The organism is Sphingomonas sp. GW821-FHT09B04 (assembly GCF_059418285.1).
Genome location: NZ_JBWKPO010000004.1, coordinates 247,188 through 259,445, shown reverse-complemented (window position 1 = coordinate 259,445; position 12,258 = coordinate 247,188). Strand labels below are relative to the sequence as shown.

Sequence of the window (12,258 nt, the reverse complement as noted above, 5' to 3'; positions counted from 1 at the left end):
ACCCCGATTCATGTGATTGTCACGTTGGCGCGCACTCAGGCGGCGAGTTTGTCGAACTCGTCTTCGGAGAGTGATATCTGGAACTCGAGGCCGGCCTCGAAATCGGTCGCCCATACGACTCGTGCGGCCCAATGGCCGACATGCGGCAGCGTCAGCCAGATCACCGAATCGCGGCGCAGCGCAGAGAAGGTCTCGATCTTGGCGCCGTGGAGCGAGAGGTCCACCACCTTGCACAGCGCGCGGTCGAGACCGCCGCGACCTACCCGCGCATCGAGCGAAACGGGCGCACGCGGCGCGCGCCGCCGGCCCAGAACCGCGGGTTCGAATTCAGCTGCAAAGGAACGCTTGCCCGGTGTCATCATCGGGCAAGCCTAGGCAATGATGGCTAACGGCGCGTTAACGCCGTCAGCCCGCATCTTACTTCTTGGAGAGCGAAAGCCCGCCGAAACGCTTGTTGAAGCGTGCCACCTGACCACCGGCATCGAGCATCTGGCCACGGCCGCCGGTCCATGCCGGGTGCGCCAGCGGATCGATGTCGAGCTGCATCGTGTCGCCTTCCTTGCCCCAGGTGGTGCGGGTCTCGAACACGGTGCCGTCGGTCATCTGCACCTTGATCATGTGATAGTCGGGGTGCGTGTCTTTCTTCACGGGTCTTTATCCTTGGATAGGCCACCGGTTTCCGACCGGCAGCAAGAGGCGCGGCCCCTAGCAGAGCCGCGCCCGTGTTGCAATGCGAAGGGGCAGGTGCCCGAAATCAGGCTGAGGGCGGGTCCGTGATCATCGCGGTAAACTCGCACTCGGTCGCCAGATCGTCGCCCAGATACGCCTTGCCCGCAAACTTGCAGACACGCGAGCGCTTCTGGAGGAACTCGACTTCGAGACGCAGCAGGACGCCGGGCTCGACGGGCTTGCGGAACTTCACGCCGTCGATCGACAGGAAGTAAACAAGCTTGCCGGTGCCGGCGAGACCCAGGCTCTCGACCGCGAGCACGCCCGCTGCCTGCGCCAGCGCTTCGATCTGAAGCACGCCGGGCATGATCGGCCTTCCCGGGAAATGTCCCTGGAAGAACTCCTCGTTGATCGTCACCGCCTTGATCGCGACGATGCGCTGGTCGGGGATCAGGCTCTCGACCCGGTCGACCAGCAGCATCGGGTAGCGGTGCGGGAGCGCCGCCATGACCCGCCCGATATCGAGCGGGCCGATGGAGCCTCCCGTCACTGCCGGATCGGTCACCGGCCCGGCGCGGCCGGGGCGGGCTGCTGTGCCGGCTGCTGCGGCGGCGGAGCGGTGGTGCTGACGCTCGGCAGCTGCTGGTTCAGTGCAGCGAGGACCGGATCGGTGATGTCAGCCGCGGTGGCCGAGAACAGCAAGCTGCTCTTCGCGACGGCGATCGTCGCACCGCGCTGGTTCGCAACCTGCTCGATGACCGGCACCAGACGCTGTGCAATCTGCTGCTCCACATACTGCGCATTGCGGCGCAGGGTCTGCTCACGCTCGGTGATCGAGCGCTGGATGGGCTCCGCCTTCTTCTGGAAGGCCTGGACGCGCAGGTCGAGCGCGGGGTCCTGCTTGCCGTTCGCAGCCCGCAGGGCGGTCTCGATGGCGGTGCGCTCGGCCTGCAGCGGCTGGCTCTGCTGCTGCGCGAACTGCTGGAACTGCGTCTGCTGAGTCTGCAGCTGCGTGCGCGCGGCGGCGCAGGCGGTGCACGTGCTCATCACACGCTCGACATCGACAACAGCTACCTTGGCATCGGCGAGTGCCTGCGCTGCGGCGGTACCGGCACCCAGCGAGGCGCCAGCAATCGCCAGTGCGGCGACAATGATCTTGGTTTTCGACATTAGAAGGAAGTCCCCACGTTGAAGCTGAAGAGTTTGTCGTCGTCGCCCTCGATCTTGGTGAGGGCATAGGCGAGATCGAGCCGTAGCGGGCCAAACGGCGAATTCCAATTGGCGCCGATGCCCACCGAGACGCGCGGCCGGGGCGAATTGCCCAGGAAGCGTTCCTGGAAGGGTGCAGTCTCGATATTGTATCGCGAGTTGATCGACGTACCGGAACACGCGCCACCCGCGGTTGCCGAATAGCCGATAACGCAGGTGGTGGCCTGACCCGGTGCAACCGCGTCGGTCGAAGGGACGATATAGATCGGGCGCCCTTCGGAATCGAACTGCGGCGTCTGGATCGGCAACAGCGACGGCGATCCGTCGGCGTTGAACAGCTTGTTCCCGGCGGAGTCGGTTGCCTGGGTGAAGTTCGCGGCCTTGGCGGGCTGGCGAACGCCCCAGTTCGCGCCGGCCATCACGAAGATCGACGGACGGATTCCCATTTCGCGCGCGCCAGCGCCCAGCGGGATCTCAAGCTCGAGCTTGCCGAGATAATAGGCGCGTCCGCCGATCGCATCGTCGAAGATCTGGTCCTTGTCGGTGACCAGTGTCTGGTTTCCGGCGGCCACCGAGCCGGTGTAGCTGAGGCGCTGTACACGCGGACCAACGCCGCGGATATCGAAGCCGCGGAACTGCGGTTCGCCCAGGAAGAAGCGGTCGGTGATGCGCACCGGATCGATGCTGCCCGTGGTCTTCTCGAGGCTGTGGATATAGCCACCCTCAAGCCCGGCCGAGAAGATCCAGCCGCCACCGATGTTCCAGTATTTGTCGGCGTCGAAGCGGGCGCGGGCGTATTTCACGTCGCCGCCAAGACCCGCAAAGTCGGTGCCCAGCACCAGTCGCTGGCCCGCGGTGGGGCGCAGACGGCTGTTGAGGCTGTCATAGATGAGCGACAGGCCGACGCTCGACGTCCAGCGCTTGCCCAGCGCTTCGCAAAGATAGCGGCCGGCCTTGAGCGGATCGCAGACACCGTTGGTGAAGAAGCTGCCCTGATCAAGGCCCACCGAATCGTGCGTCAGCGAATAGCGAGCCGATGCGGTCCAATATTCGGTCAGCGGAACGCCCAGCACCAGCTGCCCGCCGGTCGATACCTGCTGATAGGTGGTGCGCCGATCGGAGCCGAGATAGTTGAACGAGTTATAGTCGCGGCGGAAGATCGTGCCGCCCAGCGCGATGTTCTGGTCGAACAGATAGGGTTCAGTGAACCCGACCTCGATCGACTTCGAATAGCTCGAATAATCGACCGACAGACGCAGATCCTGGCCCTTGCCGCGGAAGTTGCGCTGGCGGATCGATCCCTGGAAGATGAACCGCTCAAGGCTCGAGAAACCTGCCGACAGCGTCAGCTCGCCGGTCGACTTTTCTTCAACATTGGCGGTCAGCACGACGCGGTCGGGAGTCGAGCCTTCCTTCTGCTCGATCTCGAACTTCTCGCCGAAATAGCCGAGCGAGTTGATGCGGTCCTGCGAACGCTTGACCAGGAAGGTGTTGAATGCGTCGCCCTCGGCGAGACGCAGCTCTCGGCGGATCACCTTGTCCTGGGTCTGGGTATTGCCGACGATGTCGATCCGCTCGACATAGGTTCGGCGCGCCTCGGCGATGTTGAAGGTGAGCGTCATCGTCAAGTTCTCGCGGTCACGCTTGAACTCGGGCGAAACGTTGGCGAAGGCATAGCCGAACATGCCTGCCGTTTCGGAGAGCTGGTCGACCGTGTCCTCGACCATCTTGGCGTTGTACCAGGCGCCTTCCTTGATCGCGAGGTTGCCGGCCAGCACCTTGTCGTCAAAGTCGCGGATGCTGCTGTCGACCGTCACCGGCCCGAACTTGTAGCGCGGACCTTCCTCGACGACATAGGTGATGATGAAGTCTTTTTTGTCGGGCGTCAGCTCGGCGACCGCCGAAACCACGCGGAAATCGGCATAGCCTTGCGTCAGATAGAATTGGCGCAGCTTCTGCTGGTCATAGGCGAGCCGATCCTGATCATAGCTGGTGTTCGAGCTCATGATCGTGGTGAGACGCGCCTGCTTGGTCGCCATCTCGCCGCGCAGCTTGCCGTCCTTGAACACCTCGTTGCCGATGATGTTGATCTGGCGGACCTTGGACTTCGCGCCTTCCTCGATCTCAAAGATCACATCGACGCGATTCTGGTCGAGGCTGACCATCTTGGGTTCGACGGTGGCGGCGAAGCGGCCCTGACGGCGATAGAGCTCGACGATACGCGCGACGTCGGCGCGCACCGCGGTGCGGGTGAACATCTGGCGCGGCGCCAGCTTGATTTCCTTGACGATCTTGTCGTTCTTCAGCCGCTTGTTGCCCTCCAGCACCACGCGGTTGATGATCGGGTTCTCGCGCACGCGTACGACGATATCGCCGCTCTCGACGCCTTCGATCGTCACATCGGCCAGCAGCTCGCTCGCCAGCAGGTCACGGATGCCCTGGTCAAGGCTCTCGGTGGTGTAGGGCTGGCCCACGCGGATGCGCGTGTAAGACAGCACGGTCTCGGGCTCGAGACGCTGAGTTCCCTCCACACGCAACGAGCGCACCGTCCGTGCCGGTTCGGGAACCGCTACGGGCGTTACCGGCGCCTGCTGGGCGACCGGAGCGGGTGCTGGCTGCTGCGGCGCTTGCTGCGCGAACGCGACGCCCGACAGGACTGTGCCCGTCAGGAGCAGCGCAGTGGCGCGCACGCCGATTTTCGTAACCTTGATTGCAGTCACTATCCTACCCCAGTCGGACTTAAAGAGTTTTCTGGCCGAAGCGTGGGCCGGCGGCGAACCGCCCTGCCCTAACCGCGTCAGCCGATCAACCCGGCCAGATTTCTCCACACGCCAAAGGCGCCGAGATCGTTGAATGTCACCAGAAGCATCAGCGCCAGGATCGCCACCATCCCACCGCGAAATGCCCACTCCATCACCTCTGGCCCAACGGGTTTCCGCCGGACCGCTTCGATCGCATAGAACAGAAGATGGCCACCATCCAGCACCGGGACTGGCAACAGGTTGATGAATCCCAGATTAATCGAGACGAGCGCGATGAGGAATACGAACTCCGTCGGTCCCAATGCCAATCGTTCGCCCGAGACCTGAGCGATTCGCAATGGCCCGCCCAACTCGCTCACCGACCGGCGACCGGTAATGATCTGGCCAAGCCCGTCGATCTGCATCTGGATGATCCGGCCGGTCTCGCGGATCCCCGTCATCGGGGCTTCCCATATACTGACTGGCACCAGATCGACGGGTCCGGAGCGGACTCCGAGCACGCCCAGCCGGTAGACGTTGCCGAACCGGTCCTTCTCCTTACGAACGCCGGTGGTGACGCTCAGATCGAGCTTGCGACCATTCCGCTCGAGGCCGATTTGGATCGGCTCGGCCGGACGCATGGTCACATAACGTGCGATCTCGGTGAACCCATCCACGGAACGGCCACCGACCGAGAGGATCCGGTCTCCCGGCTGAAGTCCGGCCGCGGCGGCAGCACTCCCCTTATCCACCGTCCCGATTACGGGCGCGGTGTTGGGCTGGCCATATGCCACCGCAAATGCAGCCAGAATCGCGATAGCGATCACAAAGTTGGTTACAGGTCCGGCCGCGACCACGATCGCGCGCTGCCACACCGGTTTGGCCTGGAACGTTTTCTCCCGCTCAGCCGCGGGAAGCGATAGCCACTCCGCGCTGGGCTGCCCCGCCGGGTTCATGTCGCCTGCGAACTTGACGTAGCCACCCAGCGGCAGCCACCCGAATTTCCAGCGTGTCCCGCGCTTGTCGGTGAAACCGGCAATCTCTCGCCCGAACCCGATCGAGAAGGCGTCCGCCTTGATCCCGAACATGCGGCCTGCCGCATAATGCCCCAGCTCGTGCACGAAAACGAGCGGCCCGATTACCAGCAGGAATGCGAGAATGTACAAGAAGAAACCGGGATTTTCGGTCAAATGACGCAGTCCTTCACACGCTCACCCGCGATTGTCCGCGCTTCCGCATCGATCATCAACAGCTGATCGAGCGTTTCCGGCGCGGCCGGATCATAGCGCTCCAGCGTATCCGAGACGATTGCGGCAATTTCAAGAAAGCCGATGCGCCGTGCGAGGAACGCGGCGACGGCCACTTCGTTCGCGGCATTGAGCACCGCAGGACGCGCGCCGCCCGCTGCCAGCGCCTCGCGCGCCAGCCTCAGGCACGGGAATCGATCATAATCGGGCGCCTCGAAGTCGAGTCGACCGATCCGGGCAAGATCCAGCCGCTGACAAGGGGTCTCCATGCGACGCGGCCAGGCAAGCGTATAGGCGATCGGAACACGCATGTCGGGCGAGCCCAGCTGCGCCAGCACCGACCCGTCGGCATATTCCACCATCGAATGGATCACCGACTGGCGATGGACGATCACATCAAGCTGTTCGGGTGCCACCGGGAACAGGTGAAACGCCTCGATCAGCTCCAGTCCCTTGTTCATCAGCGTCGCCGAATCGACGCTGATCTTAGCGCCCATCGACCAGTTGGGGTGCGCCACCGCCTGTTCGGGCGTGATCCCGCGCATCTCCGCTAACGCCCGTTCGCGGAACGGCCCGCCGCTCGCAGTGAGGATGATCTTTGAAACCTTGTCTGCATTATCGGATTCAAAGCACTGAAAAATAGCATTATGCTCTGAATCGACTGGAAGCAGGGTAGCGCCACTCTCGGCTACGGCGCGGGTGACGACCTCGCCCGCCGAAACGAGTGACTCCTTATTCGCCAGCGCGATTGTGCGACCGCCCTCGATCGCTGCCATCACCGGCTTGAGGCCCGCGGTGCCGACGATCGCGGCCATCGTCCAGTCAGCGCCCATCCGTGCCGCTTCGCATACGGCGCTCGCACCGCCAGCAGCTTCGATCCCGCTTCCAGCCAGCAACTCGCGCAGCGTTGGCAGGCGACTCTCGTCCGCTACCACGGCAAGCTTCGCCCGCACGCGCTTTGCGGCGGCGGCCAGCCCGACGGCGTCGCTATTGGCGGTCAGCGCGGTCACCTCGAAACTGTCGGGTGCCCGTGCGATCAGGTCGAGCGTCGAGGTGCCGACCGATCCGGTCGCACCGAGGATGGTGACGCTCCTCATCGAACCGCCAGCACCAGCAACGCGGCGACCGGCGCGACCGGCACCAGCCCGTCGAGACGATCGAGCACGCCGCCATGGCCGGGGAGCAGATTGCCCGAGTCCTTCACGCCCGCGCGGCGCTTGAGCCAGCTCTCATAAAGGTCGCCTGCCTGTGCCAGCACCGCCAGCAACGGCGTCGCGGCAGCAAGACGCCAGTCGAGGCCCCAAAGGGTCAGGATCGCGGCGAACAGCCCCGCCCCGGCGACACCGCCCAGCAACCCTGCCCAGGTCTTGTTCGGACTGACCTGCGGCATCAGCTTCGGTCCGCCGATCGTCCGTCCCGCAAAATACGCCCCGATATCGCACGCCCAGACCAGCGCCATCGCCCAGAAGGCCAGCAGCAGCCCCGCCTCGCGCAGCACCAGCAGCGCCAGTACCGGCAGCCCGATATACAGCGCGCCTGCCCCCAGCATCCCGTTGCGTGTCGCTGCGGCAATGAAGAACATCGCACCCAGCATCAGGCTGAATGCGAGGAACCCCGGACCCGCCGCGATCGGCGCCATGATCGCCAGCGGCACCGTCAACGCATATTGCGCCAGCTTCTTCTGCCCCGGCGTCGCGCCGTGCAGCCCGCCCCATTCGTGGATCATCACGATCCCGGCGAGCGTCACCAGCAGCCAGAAGGCGAACCCGCCCAGCCATAATGCGGACGCCGCCACCGCGATCAGCAGCACGCCCACCAGTGCACGCACCGGCAGGTCTGCATTCTTCCGTGGCGCTGTGTCGTTCACAACCCTCCGAACCGACGCTGCCGGTTACCGAACTGCGCGATCGCATCGGCCAGCGCGGCACCGTCGAAATCGGGCCACAGCGTATCGACGAACAGCAACTCGGCATAGGCTGCCTGCCACAGCAGGAAGTTGGAGAGCCGTTGCTCGCCCGAGGTACGGATCAGCAGATCCAACGGAGGCAGGCCATGGGTGGTCAGCGCGTCGCCGAACATGGCCTCGTCGATCACCGCCGGGTCGAGTTCACCCGCCTTCGCCGCTGCCGCAAGCCGCTGCGCCGCCGCAACGATCTCGGCCTGCGCGCCATAGTTGAGCGCGATCACAAGCGTCGCGCCGGTATTGACCGACGTACGTTCGATCGCCGCGTCGATCATCGCCACCAGATCGTCCGACAGTGCGTGATAGTCGCCGATCACGCGTAACCGCACATTCTCCGCCACCAGGTCGCGCAGTTCGTTCTTGAGGAAATAGCGCAGCAGACCCATCAGGTCGCGCACCTCCTCCTCGGGCCGCCGCCAATTCTCGGACGAGAAGGCGTAGAGCGTGAGGACTTCGATGCCCAGATCGCGCGCGGCCCGGGAGACGCGTTTCACCGCGTCCACGCCCTGCTTGTGCCCGGCAAGCCGCGGCAGTCGCCGGGCCTTCGCCCAGCGTCCGTTGCCGTCCATGATGATCGCGACGTGGCGGGGAACGGCCCCGCCCTCCGGACTCGCCGGAATAGGGGCGGAGACCGCGGTCACTTGCCCAGAATTTCCTTTTCCTTCGCCGCTGCCGCCGCGTCGATATCGGCGATGGTGGCGTCGGTCAGCTTCTGGACTTCGGTCTCGTGGCGCTTGCGCTCGTCCTCGCCGAACACGCCCTTCTTCTCGTCGGTCTTCAGGCTGTCGTTGCCGTCGCGGCGCACGTTACGCGCGGCGATGCGGGCGTTCTCGGCGTACTTGCTTGCAAGCTTCGCCAGTTCCTTGCGGCGTTCCTCGGTCAGATCGGGAATCGGCAGGCGCAGAGTCTGTCCGTCGACGATCGGGTTGAGGCCGAGGCCTGCCGAGCGGATCGCCTTGTCGACCGGGCCGACATTGGACTTGTCCCACACCGTTACCGAAAGCAGGCGCGATTCAGGCGCGGCGACGGTCGCCACCTGGGTGATCGGCATATGTGCGCCATAAACCTCGACCGTCACGGGATCGAGCAGCGTGATGCTCGCTCGGCCGGTGCGCAGCCCCTGCAGATCATGCTTGAGCGATTCGACCGCGCCCGCCATCCGGCGCTCCAGGTCGGCCTTGTCGTAAGCGGCCATGTTCAGCTTCCTCTTATGCGGATTCGGGTGGGTTACGGACGATCGTCGAGGTGCCCTCACCGCGCAGCACGGCTTCCAGAGTGCCCTCGTCGCGGATGTTGAACACGACGATCGGAATGTTGTTGTCGCGGCACAAAGCCACCGCGGTGGCATCCATGACCTTGAGGTTGTCGACCAGCACGCGGTCGAAGCTCAGCTCCTCATACCGCGTTGCCGTCGGCACCTTCTTGGGATCGGCATTGTACACGCCATCGACGCTGGTGCCCTTGAACAGCGCATCGCAGTTCATCTCGGCTGCGCGCAGTGCCGCCGTGGTGTCGGTGGTGAAGAATGGCAGCCCGGTGCCCGCAGCGAAGATCACCACGCGGCCCTTCTCCATGTGCCGCATCGCCTTGCGGCGGATATAGGGTTCCGAAACGCTCGCCATCGGGATCGCCGACTGGACGCGCGTATCGACGCCGAGCCGCTCGAGCGTGTTTTGCATCGCCAGCGCGTTCATCACCGTCGCGAGCATACCCATATAGTCGGCGCTCGCCCGCTCGAAGCCCTGCGCGGCGCCGGCGAGACCGCGGAAGATGTTGCCCCCGCCCACGACCATGCAGATTTCGAACCCGGCTTCGGTCGCCGCCTTCACTTCGCGCGCCACCCGCTCGCAGGTGGCGGGATCGATGCCGAACTGGCCCTGACCCATCAGCACCTCGCCCGAGAGTTTGAGCAGGATTCGTTTGAAGCGTGGCGCGGTCATCTGGCCCTTGATTCTGTCGGTTATTGGGGAGCGGCGCGGACCCTAGATGAGCCTCGCGACAGGGACAAGCGGCAGCGCGGGTTTTCCGCTAGCATCGCGCTCAACGGAGGCGCGAATCTCATGCCAAACCACGCTCAGCTTGCGGCCAAGCTCCTGCGCGATGCCGCGCTTTTCTTTCGCGATGTCGGCGCGCAGAACCCCGCCCTTGCGGAAGAGATGAGCGAGAACGCCGCGGTCTATGAGGAGGTCGCCGGTCTCACCGAAGCCGATCCGCTCGGCGAACTCCCGATCGACGACCCCGACTGAGCCACCAAAGGGCCCAGCAAAAAGGGCGCGGCCACCGTAGTGGCCACGCCCCTTCTTGTTCGCAAAGCGATACGACTTAGCGGTTCAGGCCCGCCGTCGCCGCGACTTCCGCAGCGAAGTCGCTCTCTTCCTTCTCGATGCCTTCGCCGAGCTGGAAGCGGACATAGTCCTTGAGCACGATCGTCGCGCCGGCGTCCTTGCCCGCCTTGGCGATCACGTCCTGAACGGGCGTCTTGCCGTCCATCACGAACGCCTGGGTCAGCAGCGCGTTCTCCTTCTTGAACTTCTCGATCGGGCCGTTGAGGATCTTCTCGGCCACTTCGGCGCTCTTGCCCACGATCTTGTCGGCGTTCTTCTCACGCAGGATCGCAGCCTCGCGCTCGACGACTTCCGGATCGAGATCCTCGACCGACAGCGCCAGCGGGAACGCTGCGGCGATGTGCATCGCGATCTGCTTGCCCAGCGGCTCGAGCACGTCGACACCGGCATCGCTCTCGAGCGCGACGAGCACGCCGATCTTGCCGAGGCCGGGGGCCGCAGCGTTGTGGACGTACGGGATCACCGCGCCGTTGGTCACTTCGACCTTCTTCGCGCGGCGCAGAACCTGATTCTCGCCGATCGTGGCGATGTTCGCGGTCAGCACTTCCTCGATCGTGCCGCCCTCGATCTTCGCAGCCTTGAGCACCTCGACATCGTCGATGCCGCCTTCGAGCGCGACCGCGGTCACTTCACGGACGAAGCCCTGGAAGATCTCGTTCTTGGCAACGAAGTCGGTCTGCGAGTTGACCTCGACGGCCACACCCTTGGTCCCGGCGACGGCGAGGCCGACCAGACCCTCGGCCGCGGTGCGGCTCGACTTCTTGGCGGCAGCGGCCAGGCCCTTGGTGCGCAGCCAGTCGACTGCGGCGTCCATGTCGCCGTTGGTCTCGGTCAGCGCCTTCTTGCAATCCATCATGCCGGCGCCGCTCAGCTCGCGCAGTTCCTTGACGGCTGCTGCAGTGATCTCTGCCATGTCTAATTCCTCGGTTTAAGCTGAATGTCTTGAATGTGATGCGGGCGGAGCAAAGCTGAAATGCCCTGCCCCGCCCCCATTACGTCTGGATGACGGCTCAGGCGTCGATCTGGCGCTCGCCCTCGGCGGCCGTTTCCGGCTCGGTCGAGGCTGCCGGAGCTTCCGGCTCGGCGACGACGGCAGGTGCCGGCTCGGCCAGCGCTGCTTCGACCGGCGGCACTTCGGCCGCACCGAAGTCTGCACCGCTCACAACTTGCGCGTGCTGGTTGCCGCGGGTCGCCGCGATGGCGATGGCTTCGCAATACAGGCGGATCGCGCGGCTGGCGTCATCGTTCGCCGGAACCGGGAATGCGATGCCGTCGGGCGAGACGTTCGAGTCAAGGATCGCGACGACGGGGATACCCAGCGTGTTGGCTTCCTTGATCGCCAGCTCTTCCTTGTTGGCGTCGATCACGAACATGATGTCCGGAATGCCGCCCAGGTCGCGAATGCCGCCGAGCGACAGCTCGAGCTTGTCCTTCTCGCGGGTCAGGTTGAGCACTTCCTTCTTGGTCAGGCCGTGCGTGTCGCCCGAAAGCTGCTCTTCAAGCGTCTTGAGGCGCTTGATCGACTGCGAAATGGTCTTCCAGTTGGTGAGCATGCCGCCCAGCCAGCGATGGTTGACGAAATGCTGGTTCGACTTGCGCGCTGCGTCGGCAATGGCTTCCTGCGCCTGGCGCTTGGTGCCGACGAACAGCACCTTGCCACCGGCTGCAACGGTCGAGCTGACGAATTCCAGAGCGCGCGCGAAGAGCGGCACGGTCTGCGACAGGTCGATGATGTGAACGCCGTTGCGATCGCCAAAGATGTAAGGCTTCATCTTCGGGTTCCAGCGGTGCGTCTGGTGGCCGAAATGTGCGCCCGACTCGAGCAGCTGCTGCATGGAGACGACTGGTGCCGCCATAGGGATAACTCCTTCCGGTTGATCCTCTGGGAAGCGAGTGACCGTGAGCCAGAGGCCCGCAGCACCGGGTTATGATGCTTCCCATGTGGGGTTGAGGCGGCGCCCTTAGCCGAGCCCGTGGCGGATTGCAATGCCCGGAGGTGGTAACGCGTACGATACAATTGGTATTGCATTATGAATGCAATGGTATTGTATATGTCCCATTGAGGCCGCCGCGGATCGCGCAGG

At 64.4% G+C, this 12,258-nt stretch carries 14 protein-coding genes; 1 reads left to right on the top strand and 13 read right to left on the bottom strand.

The window, feature by feature from the left end; genetic code table 11:
- Window positions 1–35: 35 nt before the first annotated feature.
- The 11 genes from AC07NK_RS14175 to pyrH all read right to left on the bottom strand — a co-directional run bounded on the left by AC07NK_RS14175 (window position 36) and on the right by pyrH (window position 9,769).
- A complete protein-coding gene (locus AC07NK_RS14175) occupies window positions 36–359 on the bottom strand; it encodes a PilZ domain-containing protein (RefSeq protein WP_495171247.1) in 324 nt (107 codons plus the stop codon).
- Between the two features lie 58 nt (window positions 360–417).
- On the bottom strand, window positions 418–648 hold the full coding sequence (rpmE, locus tag AC07NK_RS14170) for a 50S ribosomal protein L31 (RefSeq protein ID WP_495171246.1): 231 nt from the start codon (window positions 646–648) through the stop codon (window positions 418–420).
- Window positions 649–754: 106 nt separating this feature from the next.
- Complete coding sequence (gene fabZ, locus AC07NK_RS14165; protein ID WP_495171245.1) at window positions 755–1,234, bottom strand: 3-hydroxyacyl-ACP dehydratase FabZ; 480 nt, start codon at window positions 1,232–1,234, stop codon at window positions 755–757.
- Window positions 1,231–1,839: an OmpH/Skp family outer membrane protein gene (locus AC07NK_RS14160; RefSeq protein WP_495171244.1), complete on the bottom strand. Its 609-nt coding sequence runs from the start codon at window positions 1,837–1,839 to the stop codon at window positions 1,231–1,233. Before AC07NK_RS14160 ends, fabZ begins: the two co-directional genes overlap by 4 nt.
- Window positions 1,839–4,598: an outer membrane protein assembly factor BamA gene (gene bamA, locus AC07NK_RS14155; protein WP_495171243.1), complete on the bottom strand. Its 2,760-nt coding sequence runs from the start codon at window positions 4,596–4,598 to the stop codon at window positions 1,839–1,841. The genes AC07NK_RS14160 and bamA overlap by 1 nt, the downstream gene beginning before the upstream one ends.
- A 77-nt stretch (window positions 4,599–4,675) precedes the next feature.
- Entirely contained in the window at window positions 4,676–5,809 is a 1,134-nt protein-coding gene (rseP, locus tag AC07NK_RS14150) for an RIP metalloprotease RseP (RefSeq protein ID WP_495171242.1), read from the bottom strand.
- Entirely contained in the window at window positions 5,806–6,963 is a 1,158-nt protein-coding gene (locus AC07NK_RS14145; RefSeq protein ID WP_495171241.1) for a 1-deoxy-D-xylulose-5-phosphate reductoisomerase, read from the bottom strand. The genes rseP and AC07NK_RS14145 overlap by 4 nt, the downstream gene beginning before the upstream one ends.
- On the bottom strand, window positions 6,960–7,694 hold the full coding sequence (locus tag AC07NK_RS14140; protein WP_495171240.1) for a phosphatidate cytidylyltransferase: 735 nt from the start codon (window positions 7,692–7,694) through the stop codon (window positions 6,960–6,962). The genes AC07NK_RS14145 and AC07NK_RS14140 overlap by 4 nt, the downstream gene beginning before the upstream one ends.
- A gap of 35 nt (window positions 7,695–7,729) precedes the next feature.
- On the bottom strand, window positions 7,730–8,470 hold the full coding sequence (locus AC07NK_RS14135; protein WP_495171239.1) for an isoprenyl transferase: 741 nt from the start codon (window positions 8,468–8,470) through the stop codon (window positions 7,730–7,732).
- Window positions 8,467–9,024, bottom strand: a complete 558-nt coding sequence (frr, locus tag AC07NK_RS14130; protein ID WP_495171238.1) for a ribosome recycling factor — start codon at window positions 9,022–9,024, stop codon at window positions 8,467–8,469. The genes AC07NK_RS14135 and frr overlap by 4 nt, the downstream gene beginning before the upstream one ends.
- A 13-nt stretch (window positions 9,025–9,037) precedes the next feature.
- Entirely contained in the window at window positions 9,038–9,769 is a 732-nt protein-coding gene (gene pyrH / locus AC07NK_RS14125; RefSeq protein WP_495171237.1) for a UMP kinase, read from the bottom strand.
- 120 nt (window positions 9,770–9,889) lie between these two features.
- Between pyrH and AC07NK_RS14120 the strand changes: the two genes are divergently transcribed.
- On the top strand, window positions 9,890–10,075 hold the full coding sequence (locus AC07NK_RS14120) for a hypothetical protein (RefSeq protein WP_495171236.1): 186 nt from the start codon (window positions 9,890–9,892) through the stop codon (window positions 10,073–10,075).
- A gap of 76 nt (window positions 10,076–10,151) precedes the next feature.
- On the opposite strand, the gene tsf is transcribed toward AC07NK_RS14120, so the two are convergent.
- Together tsf and rpsB are read right to left on the bottom strand one after the other, a co-directional pair.
- A complete protein-coding gene (gene tsf, locus AC07NK_RS14115) occupies window positions 10,152–11,087 on the bottom strand; it encodes a translation elongation factor Ts (RefSeq protein WP_495171235.1) in 936 nt (311 codons plus the stop codon).
- Window positions 11,088–11,184: 97 nt separating this feature from the next.
- The gene (rpsB, locus tag AC07NK_RS14110) at window positions 11,185–12,030 is read right to left on the bottom strand and encodes a 30S ribosomal protein S2 (protein ID WP_495171234.1); all 846 of its coding nucleotides are present in this window, start codon (window positions 12,028–12,030) and stop codon (window positions 11,185–11,187) included.
- Between the last annotated feature and the right edge of the window lie 228 nt (window positions 12,031–12,258).

Excerpts from the sequence above, each read along its gene's own strand:
- tsf (WP_495171235.1), bottom strand. The coding sequence starts at position 11,087 with ATGGCAGAGATCACTGCAGCAGCCGTCAAGGAACTGCGCGAGCTGAGC.
- frr (WP_495171238.1), bottom strand. The coding sequence starts at position 9,024 with ATGGCCGCTTACGACAAGGCCGACCTGGAGCGCCGGATGGCGGGCGCG.
- rpsB (WP_495171234.1), bottom strand. The coding sequence starts at position 12,030 with ATGGCGGCACCAGTCGTCTCCATGCAGCAGCTGCTCGAGTCGGGCGCA.
- AC07NK_RS14145 (WP_495171241.1), bottom strand. The coding sequence starts at position 6,963 with ATGAGGAGCGTCACCATCCTCGGTGCGACCGGATCGGTCGGCACCTCG.
- AC07NK_RS14120 (WP_495171236.1), top strand. The coding sequence starts at position 9,890 with ATGCCAAACCACGCTCAGCTTGCGGCCAAGCTCCTGCGCGATGCCGCG.
- AC07NK_RS14160 (WP_495171244.1), bottom strand. The coding sequence starts at position 1,839 with ATGTCGAAAACCAAGATCATTGTCGCCGCACTGGCGATTGCTGGCGCC.
- pyrH (WP_495171237.1), bottom strand. The coding sequence starts at position 9,769 with ATGACCGCGCCACGCTTCAAACGAATCCTGCTCAAACTCTCGGGCGAG.
- AC07NK_RS14175 (WP_495171247.1), bottom strand. The coding sequence starts at position 359 with ATGACACCGGGCAAGCGTTCCTTTGCAGCTGAATTCGAACCCGCGGTT.